Source organism: Bradyrhizobium sp. SZCCT0231 (assembly GCF_018130245.1).
Classification (GTDB): Bacteria; Pseudomonadota; Alphaproteobacteria; order Rhizobiales; family Xanthobacteraceae; genus Bradyrhizobium; species Bradyrhizobium japonicum_F.
Window position 1 is genome coordinate 42,407 of sequence record NZ_JAFCKP010000005.1, and the last position, 18,588, is coordinate 60,994.

Below are 18,588 nucleotides of genomic sequence, written 5' to 3' on the forward strand. Positions count from 1 at the left end.
AGGAGCCTGCCATGACACTGCAGGATGCTTTGGCGGTCTACCTGTATGTTTGGATGAAGGACAAATCTCTGGACGAGGGCCACGAGCGGATCGTCGAGGCGGCGGTGAGGATCATCGAACAGCAGGCGCGGAAAGCACTGGCAGCGCATTCGCAGAGCGACGAAATGGAATAGCGGTCTCCACATCCTGGAGCGCGATCCAGACGGATTGCGCTCCATATCGTCCAACGTTGTACGTCCCATCACTGCACGCCTCAAATCTCGAAAGAAGCGAGGCGGGCGAGCCGATCAGTCAGAGATGAGCAACGCTCTGTTCCCGATTTAACTTTTTCCCGGGACGTCAGCATTAACAAGCGACTTTCGTTGCGTGGCAAGAATGGCTTGATACGCTCTGCGCATATCAAACGCAGCGTGTTCAAGATGATCAGATACTCATCCTACGGCACGACGAATTCTTCGAAGCGACTGCCGACGCTCGATTACGACGATCCGCTTCGTGCCGCATATTGTGAACTGTTAGAGTTGCGTCGGCGCGTCACGGCTGCTGAAGCGGCCAAGGTGACGCGATCCAGTGCTCGCAGACGCAAGCGGACGAAGAGATATCAGGTGCTCGGCTAGCGCCAACTCCGCCGATAGCCGGTCGCGCTCCTGCACGTGCAAGGTCTGTATGTGCCGCATCGTCTCCAGGATGGCCAGCGCATCTGTCGTGTCGTGGCCGTTGCGGTCCAAAATTCCAGCACTGGCACCGTAATAGCCAGAGCTCGACCCGTCCTACGCGCTCTTGATAGAACTTGACGGATCGCAAATCGCAGGTGAACAAGCCACATACCTTATTGGTAGTCGATCTCCGGCCCAGCCCAGGCTTGGGATCGGCAAGGCCCGGTGGCGCACACGCCGCACACCAATACCAGCCACCGGGTCGCCCATAACCCTCGCAGTTACAATCAGCACGTAGGATTGGTTGAACTCTTGCGTACCCATCGCTGGCAACGACATTACGAACGGTGACAGTGCACTTAATTGAAGTCGATATCGCTCTGCATTAAGTGCACTTTCACCGTAATTGCGATAATCGATGCGGATCGCAGCGGCGCTGATCGCAACGAGTGATGGGTTTCGCAAGGGGCTCTACCCATCCCACGGGCTCTCATCTCGTTGCTTGCGCGCTGCGATATAGGGTCTGGCCTCATTGCCTCTCGTTGCATGGTTTTCGGTGGCAAGAATCTCGAAGCCCGCAGCCTTTATCAGTTCGGCTAGCTCCGTTGCCCGGAAAGCACCGGCATAAGGCGCCATGCCGATCGCGCGCATCGCGGGCAGCAGGGCCATCCGGATAAGCGGGGTCATGTCCCCGAGGCATGGCGTCTTCGAAATGAACAAGCCATCCGGAGCGAGCAAGGCGTGGATACACCGCAAGGTTCCGGGCAGGTCGCGGACCAAGTGGAGATAGTTGAATCCTAGGACCGCGTCGAACGTCCCGGCCTCAGGGGCGAGCCCCTCTGCCGTCGCGGTCTGGAAGGCGAGCCTTGGGACAGAGGAGGCGCCATGCTTCTTCTTGGCGATCTCGATCATCTCGACGGAAAAGTCTGCCGCAAGATAGCTTTGCACGTCGCCTGCGAGCCTCAGCGCCGTTGTCCCGGTTCCGCAGCCCAGCTCAAGCACCCGGTCGCCCGGCTTTAGCAAGGCACGAGTCCGGTCGAGCGTGCGCTCATATCCGACCGGATCCGCAACCGCACTCTTGGCATATTTCCGTGACGACCTGTCCCAGAAACGTGCGTCGCTCGCGGCGCTCATAGGAGACGCTCCTTTTACAGTTGATCGCAACGATTGATGGGTTTCGCAAGAGCTCAACCCATCCTACGGGCTACGGGCTGAGGCCACTGCAAGAATCCACGTGGAGAACCTGACCGCAAACCGAAAGTTTCTTTTGGCCGCCTGAGAAATATGCAACTCTTCGGTGTATGGTCAGAATCTTCGCGGTGGTGAGCTTCATCATAGCCGTTGGCGGCTTGATCATGGCGTTCGCGCGGACGGCTCCAGGAGACGCTTATGCGACGCTCGCGAAGTGGCAATTTGAATTTAAGAAGCACGCAAGGAAGCCATTGGTCCTCTTTGGGTTTGCTGTCGTATTGGTAATGAGTGTCGTCGTCTACTTTTGGCCTAGCGAGGTCGAAAACGGTACCGACAAAGCTCTCGTGACCCAGTTGGGGGCCAACACATTGAGCACCGGCCCTGTTTCTGGAGGGCAGGTTGCGAACAATATCATCAATAACTTTTACGGCAGTGCTCCAACTGCTCTCAGAGAGTTTTCTGAAGATCCTGCGACGCCCATCACCTTCTCAATAGGTTGTATGACTTTTCGGCCGATTGGAGAACTTCTCACCTCGATCAATAGTGGAAAGCCCACGCCGTTTCTGTCAGCTCAACGAGCAGATGCGGCCGAACCGACGCCTCTGATTTCACTTTACGTGAAGGACGGGGCCATCTGGGCTGACATCACGCTGTACTCTCCGCAACAGAAGTACAATGCATTCGCCCTCCGTGGGACGTCCTTCCGAAAAATCGCGCCTAATTGGGATGTCAACGCAAGCAATCGAGCGATTGAGGTGGTGAACGAGAACGGCGTTCCGATACTTCAGCTCGTGCGCTCGTCCAATTCGCATCTTCGTATCGATGGTCTCTTCAGGGCCGAGAACAGCATCCTTTTCCTTGGTCGGGGGGATACCAGCCTGGCGATTACGAAAGGCTTAGAGGCCAAGAGCTACAATCCTCCGCCGAATTTCCTACCGCGATTGTTTCGTTATCCTAGTAGCGAATACCCCCGCGAAATGGTCGAACCGCTCCCCCCGCGACCACCTTGCACGGCGAGCAGCCAAGGCATCATGGCCATCAGCGCTGGGATTGTGTTGCCTCTCTAGGCCACGACCTGCGTGATTGCACTAGAGCGGTGTAATTCGGATTTTCAAATCCATTATAGACTTTGGGCTGCTGGCGCAGCGATCATGCTACACGCCGCTATTGATTTTGCTTGGTGAGCGCGCTGGGGCTCGAACCCAGGACCCCGTGATTAAAAGTCACGTGCTCTACCGGCTGAGCTACGCGCTCCCATGGCCGCTGATGGCTTCGAAAAGAGATCGCCATCGTGGTCGGACATTCGAGTGGCATGTCTTGCCGCTGCGCTGAAGTCGCGTCGCGGGGAAAACCGGCTGTTTCCGGATCATGCCTTCGGCCCGGGCTGTGTAGGGGGAGTGGCTGCGCAGGTCAATAGTGCGGGTGGTTGCCGAAGTTGACGGCAGGAGCGTGGATTCGTTCGTGCTATCCACCGTTTAGGCGAGGAATCTCAACCGGATTGGCGGCTCCCCATCCACGCCGAACTGCTGGCGCCGGAAGAAGTCGGGCCTGCATGGTTCGAGACGCCCGCCCGGCGGGCTCCTCACCATGAGGGCCTAAGGCCTTGCCGAGCCGCCCGACCCTCATCGCCGGCACCCGCCCGTCAGTTCGTCTCCCGCCGCACCTCGCTCGGCACGGCTTGCGGCGTGCCGCCCGGGTGGGGCAGCGCGACCGGGCGCAGGCCGATCAGCTCGGCGGTGCGGATGGCGCTGTCGCGCCAGAACTGGAACGAGTTGATGCGGCTGAGCTCGAGGATGGCGATGGCGACCGCGGCGAGGAACGGCAGGCTTTGCAGCACCAGCACGCCGGCGAAGATGTAGATCTCGGTGATCTGGCGGAAGCTGTTGGAGGCGATCAGCACGCCGGCGCCGACGATGAGCAGGGTGCCGATCACGGCCTCCCAGAATGCCTGGAACTCGATCGACATCCTGCTGAGACCGCCCTTGGAGGTGCGGGCAAAGGCGATGTGCTCGGTGATCAGGCCCTGGGCCACCGCGCGCGACACCGTCCACTGCACGCTCATCGCGGCGATCATGGCGCCCAGCATCTGGCCGGGCTTGATCGCGACGCGGGCGCGGTACATCGACAGGAAGTGGGCGAGCGAGACGATGAAGGCGCCGATGATCGGCAGCGTCAGGATCTTGTCGGGAATGGCGATGTCGGCGAAGGCGACGATCGGCACCCAGACGAGGTTGAGCAGCGCCACGACCACGCCGAGGCTTTCGGCGCCGAGCCAGTTCAGCCAGCCCAAGCCGTATTCGCGCTTCTGGTCGGGCGTCAGCCGGCTTGCACCCGGCAGGAAGCGGCGCCAGTGCTTCTTGACGATCTGGAGGCCGCCATAGGCCCAGCGGTGCCGCTGCTTCTTGAAGGCCTCGTAGGTGTCGGGCAGCAGGCCTGCGCCGTAGCGGGTGTTGGTGTAGTGGGTGGTCCAGCCGAGCTCCTGGATCGCAAGGCCGAGATCGGAATCCTCGCAGATCGTATCTGACGACCAGCCGCCGGCCATGTCCATCGCGGCGCGGCGGATCAGGCACATCGTGCCGTGCACGATGATGGCGTTGGCCTCGTTGCGCTGGACCATGCCGATGTCGAAGAAGCCGGCATATTCGCCGTTCATGATGTAGTGCATGATCGACAGATCGCCGTCGCGGTGTTCCTGCGGCGCCTGCACGAGGCCGACGCGCGGATCGGCGAAGGCCGGCACGAGGTCCTTCAGCCAGTCGGGCTCGACGACATAGTCGGCATCGAGGATGCCGATGATCTCGGCATCGGCCGCGGTGCGGTCCATCGCGATGCGCAGCGCGCCGGCCTTGAAGCCTTGCACCTTCTCGGCGTTGATGAACTTGAAGCGTTCACCGAGCGCGCGGCAATGGTCCTGGATCGGCTGCCAGAAGGCGGGGTCGGGCGTGTTGTTGATGATGACCACGCATTCGTAGTTCGGATAGTTCAGCCGCGACAGCGCGTCCAGCGTCTGCTTGAGCATGTCGACCGGCTCGAAATAGGCCGGGATATGGATCGAGACCTTCGGATAGTAAGTCTCCGGGACGTTCTCGACCGGCTTGCCCTTGCTGAGCAGCCGCTGCGGCGGCCGGCCGAAGGCGACTGCCGCGATCTCGTCGATGCGCGCCATCGCAATGAGGACGAGAGGAACAAGGAGGATCATGCCGAGCGTCAGCGCGAAGGCCGAGCCGAAGACGAAATAGTGGCTGTTCCAGAACGCGAACACGGTCGCGGCCCAGGCGCCGACACCGTTGGCGGTCGCCGACAGCAGGAAGGCCTGCCTGGCGGTCGCCTTTTCGATCCGCAGGATCGGCAGCGACAGCAGGATGCCGACCAGCAGCGCGATGGCCATCAGCTTCCAGTAGTCGAGGTTCTCGACCGGGCCGGTCCAGGCGAATTTCGGCTCGCGATTGGCGTTGAGGATGCCCCAGTAGGGACCGACGCCGCCTTCGAAGAATTTCCAGGGCTGATCGATGGCTTCGACGATGTTGTAGTCCATGCCGAGCGCTTCGGCGCGGGTGACGAAATTGCGCAAGGTCAGCGCCTGCTGGAACGGACCTGGGTCTGCGTTGCGCAAATTATAGCCTGCGCTCGGCCAGCCGAACTCGGCGATCACGATGCGCTTGCCCGGGAACTGATTGCGCAGGAGGTTGTAGCGGTCGACGGCCTGGTCGACCGCCTGGTCCGAGCGGAAGTTTTCCCAATAGGGCAGCACGTGCGCGGCGATGAAGTCGACGCTGGAGGCGAGGTCCGGAAAATCGCGCCAGATGTTCCAGATCTCGCCCGTCGTAACGGGAACGCGGACCGCGCTCTTGACCTTCTTGATCTTGTCGATGAGGACCTCGACCTTCTGCTCGCCGCGGAAGATCACCTCGTTGCCGACCACGATGCCGATCACGTTGCTGTTCTTGCGGGCAAGCTCGATGGCGGCCTTGATCTCCCGCTCGTTGCGATCCTCGTCCTTGTCGATCCACGCGCCGACCGTGACCTTGAGGCCGAACTCGGCCGCGATCGGCGGCACCAGCTCGTTGCCTTCCGTCGCGGAGTAGGACCGGATCGCTCGCGTGAGGGTCGAGAGCTTCTTCATGTCCGCGCGAATCTTGTCGGGGTCGACATTGAGGTCGACGACATGGCCCGGTTCGAACGGCGTATAGGACAGGCTCGGCAGCAGGCCCTTGAAATCAGGCGCGGGTTCCTTGTCGCGCAAGACTCCCCACAGCCCTGCATGAAGCGCAGACACGAGCAACAGAACGGCGGCGACAACGCGCATCGCGGCTAAACCAAAAGGGGCTGAGGTGGCAGGGAAGCGGATCTGACCCCGAGATCCGACCGAGTCCGCGGCAAAGGGAGCATACCTCTGCCGCGCGGTTTCACAACTGTCATGGCCTCATGTCCTTATGAGGGCATGCCTTTTCGAACGACGCGCGGCAGTGCCAACCGTCTCTATGGCCGATCGTTCCTGAACGACAGCTGAAACGAGCAGTGACTATTCAAGACCTTGGCTATTTCGCCGGCGCCGGGGACGGGCTTGCTGCAGGCGAGGGGCTCGCGGCCGGCTGCGGTGCCGGCGAATTGGCTGCCGCCGGTGCCGCCGGCTGAGGGGCCGCGGCCGCCTGCTGCGGCTGGGCGGCCGGGTTGATCCAGCACGCGTGCACACGGCTGTCCAGGGTTTCGGCAACCTTGGGGTCGATCTGGCCGCCGAAGCGGGTCAAGCAGCGGAACGCGGCCTGGATGTGGCCGCCGGGACAGCCGAAACGGTCGTAGAGGTCGAGATGGCGGAACGCGGTATCGAGATCGTCCCGCCACATCAGCCGCACCACGCGGCGGCCGAGCCAGACGCATTCGGGGTTGCCGGCCGGTCCGTTGATGACCTGGGCCGCTTCGGCGAATTCGTCGGTACGGCGTTGGTTCTGGGCGGCATCCTTGGCAGCGTCGGCGGGCTGGGCGGCCGCCTTGCCCTGGTCAGGGGCCGGTGTGCCGCTCTGGGCGGAGGCACCGCCAACACCCATCAGAACGAGCAAGGAAGAGACGGCCAAGGTGGCGGCGAACTGCCGCAGGACCGCATTTCGTGACTCGAACACCCGTTGCCGCATGAATTCCCCAATGTATCCGCTGGCCGTCCGCGTCAGGATCCCGCGGACGCGTCGGTGATGGCGTCCAAATGGGTCTCCAATGCGGCGGAAAAGTCTTTCGGAGTCCATGACCTGTATTTCGAATTTTGTCCAGCAAAGTCACAATCCTAGAGCACGATCGAACGGCCGCAGCCAGATTCCTTTGGGGGAGGGGCGGATCCGCAGAGCGGATCGGCATTTGGACACCCGCTTGGACCCCCCTTGGCAGATGGCGTGCGAGCAGGTAATCGACGGACCCTTCGCGGAGGACGGAACCGATTTCTCTTCGTACGCCACTGGCGCTTCTGCTCGTCTCATTGGGTGCGATCGCTGCCGTGTGGTGGTGGCTTGCCACGCCGATCACGCTCGCGCGCGCCCCGATCGACCCCGCCGACAAGGTCCAGTGCGTCTCCTACGCGCCGTTCCGCGGCGAGCAGTCGCCGCTGGACGCATGGACCCATATCGAGGCCGACCAGATCGAGCAGGACCTGCGCCAGCTCAAGCAAATCACCGACTGCGTCCGCACCTATTCGATGGAGAACGGGCTCGACCAGGTGCCGGCGATCGCCGCCAAGGTCGGCGGGCTGAAAGTGCTCCAGGGCATCTGGCTCTCCAGCAACCGCACCAAGAATTTCGAGCAGGCCGCGCTCGCGGTTCGCCTCACCAAGGAATTCCCCGATGTCATCACCGCCGTCATCGTCGGCAACGAGGTGCTGCTGCGCGGCGAGATGACGACGGCGGACCTCGTCTCGATCATCCGCTCGGTGAAGGCGCAGGTCAGCGTGCCCGTCACCTATGCCGACGTCTGGGAATACTGGCTGAAGAACCGCGAGGTCCATGACGCGGTCGACTTCGTCACGATCCACATCCTGCCCTATTGGGAGGATTTCCCCGTCAAGGCGAAATTCGCCTCCGCCCACGTCGGGGCGATCCGCGAGCGCATGGCGGTGGCGTTCCCCGGCAAGGAGATCCTGATCGGCGAAACCGGCTGGCCGAGCGAGGGCCGCATGCGCGACGGCGCGCTGCCGTCGCGCACCAACCAGGCGCGTGTCGTCTCGGAAATCCTGGGCCTTGCGAAGGCGCAGAAGTTCCGCGTCAATCTGATCGAGTCCTACGACCAGCCGTGGAAGCGCAGGTTGGAAGGCACCGTCGGCGGCTATTGGGGCCTGTATGATTCGGTGCGCCGGAGCCTGAAATATCCGCCGGGCGAGCCGATCAGCAATTTCCCGTACTGGAAATGGTACATGGGCGCCGGCATGGGCCTCAGCGTGCTGGTGTTCGCCGTCGCGCTGATCACGCTGCGCCGGCGGCCGTGGACGCCGCGCTTCTCGGCCTGGCTCGGCGTCGGCATCTCGGCAACGACTGCGGGCATCCTGCTCGGGATCGGCGCCGACAAGATGTACTACGAGAGCTACGGGATCGGCGGTTGGCTGCTCTGGGGTGCGCTGCTGCTCGCCGGCATCCTGTCGCCGATCTTCTGCGCGCAGGCGATGGTGATCGGCCGCAGCCTTCCGACCTTCCTCGACCTGCTCGGCCCGCGCGAGGGCCGGAAATGGTCGAAGCTGACCGCGGTGCTCGGCCTGACGCTGGCGGTGACGGCGGTGATCGCGGCCGCGACCGCGCTCGGCTTCGTGTTCGACCCGCGCTACAAGGATTTTCCCTACGCCTCGCTGACGATGGCGGTGGTGCCGTTCGCGCTGTTGATGCTGAACCGCCCGCAGATCGGCCAGCGTCCGATCGCGGAAGCGGTGTTCGCGGGTGTGCTGGCGCTCTCGGCCGTCTTTGTGCTGTTCAACGAAGGCCGCGACAATTGGCAGTCGCTGTGGACCTGCGCGATCTATCTGTTGTTCGCGCTCACGCTGTGGCGGGCGCGGGCCGAGCAAACCCAAGGATGAACAGGCCGATCGCCAGGCCCGACAGCACGACATTGTAGAGCACGATGCCGAGGCCGGCGGCGACGATGCCGACGGTGAGCAGCACGATCGACGGCCGCATCAGGTTCAGCGTCGCCACCACCAGCGCGACGATGCCGAACACCGAATTCTTGAACAGGACGGTCGCAACCGAACGCGCCTTGCAGATCGCGGTCTGAAGGCCGGCGTCGCAGGCGAGGGCGACCTGCGACAGCTCAATCGCGAGATAGCGCACATAAAGCGCATAGCCGACGGAGGCGAAGCCGACGACGATCAGGAACTGCACCTGGTAGGGCGTGAGGCGGAAGGGCTTTTTTGTCATGGCGGCAATATGGTCGGGATGGGGGAAAGGGGCAACAGGGGAGGCGATGTTTCTGTCGATTCGGCTGAGCAGGTAGAAGCGGAGTCCGTCCTAGCGTCGGAAAAACGATGACAGCGTCGATCCCGCGGACGCTGACGCCGCCTCCGGTTTCGCCGGCACCGGCGCAGGCTGCGCCGCGGGAGCAGGCGCGGGCTCCTCGCGCTTCGAGCGCTTTGAGGAATAGCTGCGGCGGCGCTTGTCCGGTTTTGCATTTGGTGCGGGCGCCGGCGCAGTCTCGGCTTGCGGCGCCGCGTCCTGGGTCTTGTCGGAGCTGTTCTCCTGAACCCGGTCCTGGGACTTCTCCTGTCCCTTGTCTTGCCCCTTCTCTTGCCCCTTCTCCGAACCGCCACGCATCGACAGCCGCTGGCCGTCGAACACGGTGGTCTCGCAGTGGCGGTTGCTCTCGGATAACCCCGCGCAGAATTTTGCCGCGGCGGCAGCGTTGACCAGGGGGCCGGCCCCTAAGCGGAGCTGCATGCCGAGGCCGGTGGTGCCTTCCTTGATCATGATGATCGGCCGCAGCGTCGCGATCTCCGGATTGGACTTGGTCAGGCCGCGCCAGAGCGCGCGCAGCCCGTCGATCGAGTTGGCGCCGCCGAGATCGATCGCGAAGCGCGTTTGCTGAACCGCGATCGCAGGGGATTCGCTCTCGGCTGCTTCCGCTGGCTTTGCTGCTGCCGCGACGACCTCGGCCGCGCCGGACGCCGGCTCGGCCTTCTTCTCGGCAGCCTTCTCAGCTGCCTCGGGTTGAATCAGTTTCGATGCGGCCGGATCCGGCGGCGCCATGAGCGACTTGGACGGCACCAGCGGAATGGTCGGCAGCGCCGAGTTCATTGCCGGCGTCTGTTGCATGAGCGAGGCGGCGGCCGCGGTCTGCGGCGGTGGGCTCGCCGGCTCCTTCTGCGTTTCCTTCGCAGTGTCCTTCTGGGAATCCTTGGCGGCTTCGGTGCGCGGCTTCTCGCTCGCCGGGGTCGAGGCGACCGGCGCGACGCTGGGAGCTGCGGGTGCCGGCGCTGCGTCCTGCGGCTTCGCGCCCTGCGGCGTTGCGGTTTGCCTGGCAATGGCACCGGTGACGGAATCGAGCCCTTGCTCCAGCACGGTGACGCGCGAATAGAGTCGGTCGCGGTCGCTGTTCAGCGTCTCGACGGCAGCGGCGAGTCGGCGCGCCTCGTTCTGGCTCTCCTTGGTCAGCAGCTGGAGCCGGTCGGCCTGGCGTGCGAGATCGGCGGACGCGACCTGGTCGCGCCGCCAGCCGAGCTGGGCCTGGTTGGCCATCACGGCAATGACGACGGCGCCCACCGCCGCCACGCCCCACGAGCCCAGCCGCCACATCATGCGCCGGTCGAACGCGTTTTCCTCGGCCAGAAGTCCGGAGAACAGCCCGCCGGTCTCCTTGGTGCCGAAGGCATCCGCCAGTGGGTCGGAATCCTTTGCCATGTACGTTAAGCGCCCAGCCCTGTCCGGCTTCCCCGAATCAATCAGGGAACATTAACAGGAAAAGCGCACCGCACTTGAATTCCGGGCGTTTGCGGAGGTAGCAAGGCGATAGCTTCTGAGGCGGCTCGCTGCCCGTTGTGCCAATTGATTCGGCTATATCTGTCAGGATTTCGATGACCGCCCGTTCCAGCCTCACGATCGTGCTCGCCGCCGGCGAAGGCACACGCATGCGATCGAGCCTGCCGAAGGTGCTGCATCCCGTGGCTTCCCAGACGATGCTCGCCCATGTGCTCGCCGCCGCACCCAAGGGAACCGGCACCTCGCTCGCCGTCGTGATCGGCCCCGATCACCAGGCGGTCGCGGACGAGGCAAAGCGCATCCGCCCCGACGCGCTCACCTTCGTGCAGGCCGAGCGGCTCGGCACCGCGCATGCGGTGCTGGCGGCGCGGGAGGCGATCGCGCGCGGCGCCGACGATCTCCTGATCGCGTTCGGCGACACGCCGCTGATCTCGGCCGGGACCTTTGCGCGGCTGCGCGCGCCGCTCGCGAAGGGGGCCGCAATTGCTGCGCTCGGCTTTCGCGCCGCCGATCCCACCGGCTATGGCCGCTTCCTCGTCGAGGGCGACCGCCTGGTCGCGATCCGCGAGCAGGCCGACGCCAGTGCGGAAGAGCGCAAGATCGATCTGTGCAACGCCGGCGTGATGGCGATCGACGGCCGCCGCGCGCTCGACATCCTCGGGCAAATCGGCAACGCCAATTCCAAGGGCGAATATTATCTGACGGATGCGGTCGAAATCGTTCGCGAAAAGGGATGGGAGTCCGTGGTGATCGAGACCAGCGAGGACGAGGTGCGCGGCATCAACACCAAGGCGCAGCTCGCGGAAGCAGAAGGCGCGATGCAGGCGCGCTTGCGCCAAGCGGCGATGGAGGCCGGCGTCACGCTGATCGCCCCGGAAACCGTTTACCTCTCTGCCGATACCGTGTTCGGCAAGGACGTGACGATCGAGCCGTTCGTGGTGATCGGCCCCGGCGTGTCGATCGCGGACGGCACCGTGATCCATTCCTTTTCACACATCGTGCAGACCACGCTCGGCAGGAACGTGTCGATCTGACCCTATGCCCGGCTGCGTCCCGGCACCTCGCTCAGCGACGGCGCGCGCCAGCACACTCCGTCCTCATTCTGAGGGCCCGCTGGAAGCGGGCGTCTCGAAGGATGGCCGCGGGCGAGATACTGGCCTTCATGGTTCGCGACGCGCTTCGCGCTCCTCACCATGAGGGTCTTCTCACGGCGCCGCTATTCGTCGTCGGCGAATTCGGAGAAGATCGCGCGGGTCAGGCGCCAGCCGCGCGGCTTGGCGCGCTTGGCCGGCTCGCCTTGCACGTGCTTGACGAAGACCGGCTTGCTTTCCTTGCCGCGCTGGGGCGGCGGCCAATGGGCGAGGTGCGTGCCCGAGGTCTCGCTGGCGCGCAGATACATCGACGACAGACCCTTGCGGTCGGATGAGCCTTTCATGGCCTTGTTCTCCTGACCGGAATCGTTGGTCAAACATATTGACAACAAGTTAATATGCGCGGTTTAAGGCCGGCCAATTCGACGCAGGTGAAGCAGGGGGCGCGGGCCCCGTGCTGTCTCAATCAGCAATAATTATTGAGTTTCTGGTACCTTGGGAACTTCGCTAAAAACCGAGCGCGTCGTTTAGGTGATTTTTCGACGATTTGGGGGATAGTGATCCGCATGTGCGGGATTGTCGGCATTCTCGGGCGCGAAGCGGTTGCAGAGCAACTGGTGGATTCGCTCAAACGTCTCGAATATCGCGGTTACGATTCCGCGGGCGTCGCCACGCTCGAAGGCAAGCACCTGGAGCGTCGCCGCGCCGAGGGCAAGCTGAAGAATCTGGCGAAGCGGCTCGAGGCCGAGCCGCTCAAGGGCACGACCGGCATCGGGCATACCCGCTGGGCCACCCACGGCAAGCCGACCGTCAACAACGCCCATCCGCATGCGACCGAACGCGTCGCCGTCGTCCACAACGGCATCATCGAGAATTTCCGCGAGCTGCGCGAGGAGCTCGAGGCGAAGGGCACGGTGTTCCACACCGAGACCGACACCGAGATCGTGCTGCATCTCGTCGACGATCTGCTCAGCTGCGGCAACAAGCCGGTGGAAGCCGTCAAGCTGGCGCTGGCGCGCCTACGCGGCGCCTTCGCGCTCGGCTTCATCTTCGCCGGCGACAACGACCTCATGATCGGTGCCCGCAACGGACCGCCGCTGGCGATCGGTTACGGCGACGGCGAGATGTATCTCGGCTCCGATGCCATCGCGCTCGGCCCGTTCACCGATACGATCAGCTATCTCGAGGACGGCGACTGGGTCGTGCTGACCCGCAAGAGCGCAACGATCTTCGACAAGGATGGCTACACCGTTCAGCGCGACAAGATCAGGCACGCCGCCTCGACTTCACTGGTCGACAAGGCCAATTACCGCCACTTCATGGCGAAGGAGATCCACGAGCAGCCGGAGGTGGTCGGCCACACCCTGGCGCGCTATGTCGACATGGCGACCGAGCGCGTCTCGCTGCCGGTGAAGCTTCCCTTCGACTTCAAGAACATCCAGCGCATCAACATCACGGCGTGCGGCACCGCGAGCTATGCCGGCTTCGTCGCGAAATACTGGTTCGAGCGCTTTGCGCGCGTGCCGGTCGAGGTCGATGTCGCCTCCGAATTCCGCTACCGCGAGGCGCCCTTGCGCAAGGGCGATCTCGCCGTCTTCATCTCGCAATCGGGTGAGACCGCCGACACCCTGGCCGCGCTGCGCTATGCCAAGGCCGAGGGCGTGCACACGATCGCCGTCGTCAACGTGCCGACCTCGACGATCGCGCGCGAGAGCGAGACCGTGCTGCAGACGCTCGCGGGACCCGAGATCGGCGTCGCCTCGACCAAAGCCTTCACCTGTCAGCTCATGGTGCTGGCAAATCTTGCGATCGCAGCCGGCAAGGCTAGAGGCGAATTGTCCGACGAGGACGAGACCAAGCTGGTCCATGGCCTCGTCGAGGTCCCGCGCCTGATGGCGGACGCGCTCACCACCGAGCTCCAGATCGAAAAGCTGGCGCATAGGATCGCCAAGTCGCGCGACGTGCTCTATCTCGGTCGCGGCACCAGCTTCCCGTTGGCGCTCGAAGGCGCGCTGAAGCTGAAGGAGATCTCCTACATCCACGCCGAAGGCTATGCCGCAGGCGAGCTCAAGCACGGGCCGATCGCGCTGATCGACGAGACCATGCCGGTCGTCGTCATCGCACCCCACGACCGCGTGTTCGAGAAGACCGTGTCCAACATGCAGGAGGTCGCCGCGCGCGGCGGCAACATCATCCTGATGACCGACGCGAAGGGCGCGGCGGAGGCGACCGTCGAGTCCCTCGTCACCATCGTGATGCCGGACATGGCGGCGGCCTTCACGCCGATGGTCTATGCCGTCCCCGTGCAGCTGCTCGCCTATCACACGGCTGTCGTGATGGGGACCGATGTCGATCAGCCGCGCAACCTCGCCAAATCGGTGACCGTGGAATAGGCAGACGGGATATCGGTCGGTCGCAGTCTTCCAAAACCTGCTAGAAGACCCTAGCTTGTTTGTAGCGACCGACCTGGAACCCGAATGACCCCCCGCGACGACGCGCCTGCGCCTCTTGATCCTGTTCCGGAACCTCATACCGGCCTGATGGGCCGTTTCCGCAATTATTTCCTGACCGGCCTCGTGGTGACGGGGCCGATCGCGATCACCCTCTATCTGGTCTGGTGGTTCGTCACCTGGGTCGACGGCGTGGTGCGGCCGTTTGTGCCGCTGGCCTATCGGCCGGAAACCTATCTTCCTTACGGCGTTCCCGGCTGGGGACTGATTGTCGCATTCTTCACGCTGACGCTGGTCGGCTTCCTCGCGGCCAATCTGATCGGCCGCACGCTGGTCGATGTCGGCGAGACCTTCCTGGGCCGGATCCCCGCGGTGCGCGCCATCTATCGCGGCCTGAAGCAGGTGTTCGAGACGCTGTTCTCGGGCAAGGGCTCGAGCTTCCGCAAAGTCGGCCTCGTCGAATTTCCCTCGCCGGGCATGTGGTCGATCGTGCTGATCTCGCAATCGCCGAACGAGGACATCGCGCGCAACCTGCCGGGGCAGGAGGAGCACGTCTCGGTGTTCCTGCCATGCTCGCCGAACCCGACCACCGGCTTCTTCTTCTATGTCCCGAAGAGCAAGATCATCGAGGTCGACCTCACCGCCGAAGACGCAGCCACGCTGATCATGTCGGCCGGCGTGGTGCAGCCGGGCTCGGCGCCTGATCCGAAGAAGGCGGCGGCGCTTGCCGGCGTGGCGAATGCCGCGCGTATTGCCAATGCCTCCACGCTCCGGCCCGAGCCTGCGAAGGCGGAGTAGGGCCATTCCGTCGCGGGATGGCCGCGTTCACGCGCGCGCATTCGTCCTCTGCTAGTCTCGGGTTGAACCGAGCGCACCGCTCGGAATTCGACCTGGAGTGCACGATGTCCAAGACCATTGCGATCCTCGCCCCCGGTGCCATGGGCAGCGCCGTGGCCCGCCGCCTCGGCGAGAACGGTGCGCGCGTGCTGACGTCGCTGAAGGGGCGGAGCGAGGCGACGCTGAAACGGGCGGCGGACGCCGGCATGGTCGGAGCCGAGGATGATGCGATTGCGGACGCCGACATCATCCTCTCGATCGTGCCGCCGGGCGAGGCCGTGGCGTTGGCTGAACGGCTGGCCTCGCTGATCGTCAGGCGCGAGAAGAAGCCGGTCGTGGTCGACTGCAACGCCGTCAATGTCGATACCGTGCAAAGAATCGAGGAGATCATCGGCTCGGCCCAGGCGCCGTTCGTCGATGCCGGCATCATCGGCTTTCCGCCCCAGCCAGGCGGCAAGAGCCCGGCCTTCTACATGTCCGGCGAGCACGCCAAGGACGTCGCCGTGCTGAAGGACCTCGGCCTCGACGTACGGATCGTCGAAGGCCCGGTGGGCGCGGCCTCTGCACTCAAGATGTCCTACGCCGGTATCGTCAAGGGTCTCGCCGGCATCGGTTCGGCCATGGTGATCGCGGCCACGAAGGCCGGCGCGGCCGATGCGCTCCGCGACGAGCTCGCGCTGAGCCAGCCCGCGATTTTGGCGCGGCTCGAAGTCGCGCTGCCCGACATGATCCCGAAGGCGTATCGTTGGGTCGCGGAGATGCGGGAGATTTCCGGATTCCTAGGCCCGGATCATCCGGCCAGCCAGATCTACGAGGGGTTTGCGCGGTGGTTCGAGCATCTGGCGGAGGATGCGAAGGGCGATGCTGTGGATGCCACGTTGCTGAAGGCGTTTGCAGAGACGAGCAAGAAGAAGGGATGAGGGCAGTCTCCGCGAACGGACTCGGCCGAATTGCGGATGTCTCTATCCACATCGTCATTGCGAGCGGAGCGAAGCAATCCAGACTGTCTCCGCGGAGGAATTCTGGATTGCTTCGCTCCGCTCGCAATGACGAGGAGGAGACTCTGCGAGTCCCGCTGGGACCATCTTTGCGGAAGCCTCAACCCGCCCCGATCAGCGGGATCGCCTCGTCCCGCTCATACAGATACAGCAGGCAGCGCAGCGCCTCGCCGCGCTCGCCCTTGAGCTTCGGATCGTCCTTGAGGATCCGCAGCGCCTCGTCTCTTGCCTGGGCGATGAGCTGGCCGTGCACCTCCGGGCGCGCGATGCGGTAGCCGGGCAGGCCGCTCTGGCGCACCCCGAGCACGTCGCCTTCGCCGCGCAGCTTCAGGTCTTCCTCGGCGATGCGGAAGCCGTCGGTGGTTTCGCGGATCACTTTCAGCCGCGCCTTCGACATCTCGCCGAGCGGCTCGCCATAGAGCAGAATGCAGGTCGAGGCTTCCGAGCCGCGTCCGATGCGGCCGCGCAGCTGGTGCAGCTGGGCGAGGCCAAAACGTTCGGCGTTCTCGATCACCATGATGGTGGCGGCCGGGACGTCGACGCCGACCTCGACCACGGTGGTGGCGACCAGCAGCCCGATCTCGTGGGCGGCGAACTGGCCCATGACTCGGTCCTTCTCCGTGCCTTTCATCTGGCCGTGGACGAGGCCGACGCGTTCGCCGAAGCGCTTTTGCAGGCTCTCGAAGCGCTTGGTCGCGTTGGTGAGATGCTCGGTGCCCTCGGCCTCGGATTCATCCACCAGCGGGCAGATCCAGTAGACCAGCTTGCCGGCTTCGAGCGCGCGGCCGATACCCTCCATGACCTCGCTGATCCGGCTCATCGATACCGCGCGGGTGTCGATCGGCTGGCGGCCGGCGGGTTTTTCGCGCAGCTCGGAGATGTCCATGTCGCCGAAATAGGTCAGCACCAGCGTGCGTGGGATCGGCGTCGCGCTCAGCACCAGAACGTCGACGGCCTCGCCCTTGGACGTGAGCGCGAGGCGCTCGCGTACGCCGAAACGGTGCTGCTCGTCGACGATGGCGAGCGCGAGATCATGGAAGATCACGTCATCCTGGATCAGCGCATGGGTGCCGACGAGGAGGTCGATCTCGCCCTCGGCGAGCTGGGTGATGATCTCGCGCCGCTCCTTGCCCTTTTCGCGGCCGGTGAGGATGGCAACGCGCATGCCGGCGCGCTCGGCGAGCGGGGCGATGGTCTTGATGTGCTGGCGCGCCAAAATTTCCGTTGGCGCCATCAGCGCGGCCTGCTTGCCGACCTCGGCGACCGCGGCGGCAGCGAGCAGCGCCACGACTGTTTTGCCGGAGCCGACGTCGCCCTGGAGCAGGCGGAGCATGCGTACCGGCTGCTTCAGATCCTCGGCGATCGCCGCGGCGGCGTTGCGCTGCGAGGGCGTGAGGGCATAGGGCAGGGCGTCGATGATCTTGTTGCGCAGCTGCCCGTCGCCGGCATTGCGTACACCGGCGGGACGGCGCAATTGCGCGCGGATCAGTCCCAGCGCGAGCTGGCCGGCCAGCAACTCGTCGAACGCCAGGCGCGACCAGAACGGATGATCGGGCAAGATGTCCGTGAGCTCGACCGGCTGGTGCACGCGCGTGAGCGCTTCCGCGACCGGGGGGAAATTGCAGCGGCGCAGCACCTCGGGGCTGATCCATTCCGGCAGGGCGGGGAGCTTCTGCAGCGCCTGCGCGATCGCGCGGCGGAGCGAGCCGAGCGCGAGGCCTTCCGTCAGCGGATAGACCGGGTCGATCCCGGAGAGCTTTGAGATCGCCTCCTCGTCGAGCACGCGATCGGGATGCACGATCTGCGGAATGCCGTCATACATCTGCAGCGTGCCGGAGACGTAGCGCTTCTCCCCCATTGGCAGCAGCTTCTCGACATAGCCGGGCTTGGCGCGGAAGAAGGTCAGCACGACATCGCCGGTATCGTCGCTGGCATAGACCAGATAGGGCGCGCGCGCGTTGCGCGGCGGAGGCGGGCGATGGCGATCGACGGTGACCTCCAGCGTCACCATGGTTCCAACGGCCGCGTCGCGGATCTTTGGCCGCGCCCGGCGGTCGATGACCTTGCTCGGCAGATGCAAGAGCAGATCGACCAGCCTCGGCGTCTCGCTCCGGCTGAGCAGGTACTGCAACAGCTTGTCCTGCTTCGGACCGACGCCGGGCAGGCTGGTCACGGGAGCAAACAGCGGATTGAGCAGGCTGGGGCGCATTGGCGGAATCTAAGATTGTTCCTCGCCGTCATGCCCGGCTTTATGCCGGGCATCCACGTCTTTTTTCGGAAGCCGACATGGATGGCCGGGCCTTCGCCTCGCCGCAGCGGCTTCGGCCGCGCAGGGACGAGCCCGGCCATGACGGACCGGATGGGCCGCCCGTCGCAACAAAAGGCTGACATGGCCAGCCCGAGTGGCTATATCACCCCCGCCCGGCACG

At 64.3% G+C, this 18,588-nt stretch carries 13 protein-coding genes, 1 tRNA gene and 1 pseudogene; 7 read left to right on the top strand and 8 right to left on the bottom strand.

All coding sequences use genetic code 11. The features are described 5' to 3' along the window. Positions 1–11 precede the first annotated feature (11 nt). On the top strand, positions 12–173 hold the full coding sequence (locus JQ566_RS15260; RefSeq protein ID WP_212373173.1) for a hypothetical protein: 162 nt from the start codon (positions 12–14) through the stop codon (positions 171–173). A 954-nt stretch (positions 174–1,127) separates the two neighbouring features. On the opposite strand, the gene JQ566_RS15265 is transcribed toward JQ566_RS15260, so the two are convergent. Further along, complete coding sequence (locus tag JQ566_RS15265; RefSeq protein WP_212373175.1) at positions 1,128–1,790, bottom strand: class I SAM-dependent methyltransferase; 663 nt, start codon at positions 1,788–1,790, stop codon at positions 1,128–1,130. Positions 1,791–1,975: 185 nt separating this feature from the next. Between JQ566_RS15265 and JQ566_RS15270 the strand changes: the two genes are divergently transcribed. Next, on the top strand, positions 1,976–2,914 hold the full coding sequence (locus JQ566_RS15270) for a hypothetical protein (protein WP_212373176.1): 939 nt from the start codon (positions 1,976–1,978) through the stop codon (positions 2,912–2,914). Positions 2,915–3,025: 111 nt separating this feature from the next. Here JQ566_RS15270 and JQ566_RS15275 read toward each other — a convergent pair. The 3 genes from JQ566_RS15275 to JQ566_RS15285 all read right to left on the bottom strand — a co-directional run bounded on the left by JQ566_RS15275 (position 3,026) and on the right by JQ566_RS15285 (position 6,976). Continuing rightward, positions 3,026–3,101, bottom strand: a tRNA-Lys gene (locus JQ566_RS15275). Between the two features lie 388 nt (positions 3,102–3,489). After that, on the bottom strand, positions 3,490–6,153 hold the full coding sequence (locus JQ566_RS15280) for a glycosyltransferase (RefSeq protein WP_212373177.1): 2,664 nt from the start codon (positions 6,151–6,153) through the stop codon (positions 3,490–3,492). A gap of 232 nt (positions 6,154–6,385) precedes the next feature. Beyond that, positions 6,386–6,976: a beta-1-3, beta-1-6-glucan biosynthesis protein gene (locus tag JQ566_RS15285; protein ID WP_212373178.1), complete on the bottom strand. Its 591-nt coding sequence runs from the start codon at positions 6,974–6,976 to the stop codon at positions 6,386–6,388. A 353-nt stretch (positions 6,977–7,329) separates the two neighbouring features. On the opposite strand from JQ566_RS15285, the gene JQ566_RS15290 reads away from it, so the two are divergent. Further along, the gene (locus tag JQ566_RS15290; RefSeq protein WP_212373179.1) at positions 7,330–8,889 is read left to right on the top strand and encodes a glycoside hydrolase family 17 protein; all 1,560 of its coding nucleotides are present in this window, start codon (positions 7,330–7,332) and stop codon (positions 8,887–8,889) included. Here JQ566_RS15290 and JQ566_RS15295 read toward each other — a convergent pair. Both JQ566_RS15295 and JQ566_RS15300 read right to left on the bottom strand, forming a co-directional pair. Continuing rightward, positions 8,849–9,229 carry a hypothetical protein gene (locus JQ566_RS15295; RefSeq protein WP_027573458.1) on the bottom strand — a complete coding sequence of 127 codons (381 nt, stop codon included), beginning with the start codon at positions 9,227–9,229 and terminating at the stop codon, positions 8,849–8,851. The genes JQ566_RS15290 and JQ566_RS15295 overlap by 41 nt on opposite strands. Positions 9,230–9,319: 90 nt before the next feature. After that, the gene (locus JQ566_RS15300; RefSeq protein WP_212373180.1) at positions 9,320–10,705 is read right to left on the bottom strand and encodes a hypothetical protein; all 1,386 of its coding nucleotides are present in this window, start codon (positions 10,703–10,705) and stop codon (positions 9,320–9,322) included. 173 nt (positions 10,706–10,878) lie between these two features. Here JQ566_RS15300 and JQ566_RS15305 point away from each other — a divergent pair. Further along, a pseudogene (locus JQ566_RS15305) lies at positions 10,879–11,814 on the top strand (NTP transferase domain-containing protein); the annotation flags it as partial. 185 nt (positions 11,815–11,999) lie between these two features. On the opposite strand, the gene JQ566_RS15310 reads toward JQ566_RS15305, so the two are convergent. Next, positions 12,000–12,218 carry a hypothetical protein gene (locus tag JQ566_RS15310; protein ID WP_212373181.1) on the bottom strand — a complete coding sequence of 73 codons (219 nt, stop codon included), beginning with the start codon at positions 12,216–12,218 and terminating at the stop codon, positions 12,000–12,002. A 222-nt stretch (positions 12,219–12,440) separates the two neighbouring features. Here JQ566_RS15310 and glmS point away from each other — a divergent pair, with 222 nt between their 5' ends. The 3 genes from glmS (at position 12,441) to JQ566_RS15325 (ending at position 16,081) form a co-directional block, all read left to right on the top strand. Continuing rightward, positions 12,441–14,267 carry a glutamine--fructose-6-phosphate transaminase (isomerizing) gene (glmS, locus tag JQ566_RS15315; RefSeq protein WP_212373183.1) on the top strand — a complete coding sequence of 609 codons (1,827 nt, stop codon included), beginning with the start codon at positions 12,441–12,443 and terminating at the stop codon, positions 14,265–14,267. 84 nt (positions 14,268–14,351) lie between these two features. Then, the gene (locus tag JQ566_RS15320; protein WP_212373184.1) at positions 14,352–15,122 is read left to right on the top strand and encodes a DUF502 domain-containing protein; all 771 of its coding nucleotides are present in this window, start codon (positions 14,352–14,354) and stop codon (positions 15,120–15,122) included. A gap of 104 nt (positions 15,123–15,226) precedes the next feature. After that, entirely contained in the window at positions 15,227–16,081 is an 855-nt protein-coding gene (locus JQ566_RS15325; RefSeq protein ID WP_212373185.1) for an NAD(P)-dependent oxidoreductase, read from the top strand. Positions 16,082–16,259: 178 nt separating this feature from the next. Here the strand turns inward: JQ566_RS15325 and recG are convergent, their stop codons facing one another. Further along, positions 16,260–18,368 carry an ATP-dependent DNA helicase RecG gene (gene recG, locus JQ566_RS15330; protein WP_212373186.1) on the bottom strand — a complete coding sequence of 703 codons (2,109 nt, stop codon included), beginning with the start codon at positions 18,366–18,368 and terminating at the stop codon, positions 16,260–16,262. Between the last annotated feature and the right edge of the window lie 220 nt (positions 18,369–18,588).

What these genes read in the sequence shown, in the direction of transcription:
- JQ566_RS15260 (WP_212373173.1), top strand. Translation starts at nt 12, where the DNA reads ATGACACTGCAGGATGCTTTGGCGGTCTACCTGTATGTTTGGATGAAG.
- JQ566_RS15265 (WP_212373175.1), bottom strand. Translation starts at nt 1,790, where the DNA reads ATGAGCGCCGCGAGCGACGCACGTTTCTGGGACAGGTCGTCACGGAAA.
- JQ566_RS15280 (WP_212373177.1), bottom strand. Translation starts at nt 6,153, where the DNA reads ATGCGCGTTGTCGCCGCCGTTCTGTTGCTCGTGTCTGCGCTTCATGCA.
- JQ566_RS15285 (WP_212373178.1), bottom strand. Translation starts at nt 6,976, where the DNA reads ATGCGGCAACGGGTGTTCGAGTCACGAAATGCGGTCCTGCGGCAGTTC.
- JQ566_RS15295 (WP_027573458.1), bottom strand. Translation starts at nt 9,229, where the DNA reads ATGACAAAAAAGCCCTTCCGCCTCACGCCCTACCAGGTGCAGTTCCTG.
- JQ566_RS15300 (WP_212373180.1), bottom strand. Translation starts at nt 10,705, where the DNA reads ATGGCAAAGGATTCCGACCCACTGGCGGATGCCTTCGGCACCAAGGAG.
- JQ566_RS15310 (WP_212373181.1), bottom strand. Translation starts at nt 12,218, where the DNA reads ATGAAAGGCTCATCCGACCGCAAGGGTCTGTCGTCGATGTATCTGCGC.
- glmS (WP_212373183.1), top strand. Translation starts at nt 12,441, where the DNA reads ATGTGCGGGATTGTCGGCATTCTCGGGCGCGAAGCGGTTGCAGAGCAA.
- JQ566_RS15320 (WP_212373184.1), top strand. Translation starts at nt 14,352, where the DNA reads ATGACCCCCCGCGACGACGCGCCTGCGCCTCTTGATCCTGTTCCGGAA.
- JQ566_RS15325 (WP_212373185.1), top strand. Translation starts at nt 15,227, where the DNA reads ATGTCCAAGACCATTGCGATCCTCGCCCCCGGTGCCATGGGCAGCGCC.
- recG (WP_212373186.1), bottom strand. Translation starts at nt 18,368, where the DNA reads ATGCGCCCCAGCCTGCTCAATCCGCTGTTTGCTCCCGTGACCAGCCTG.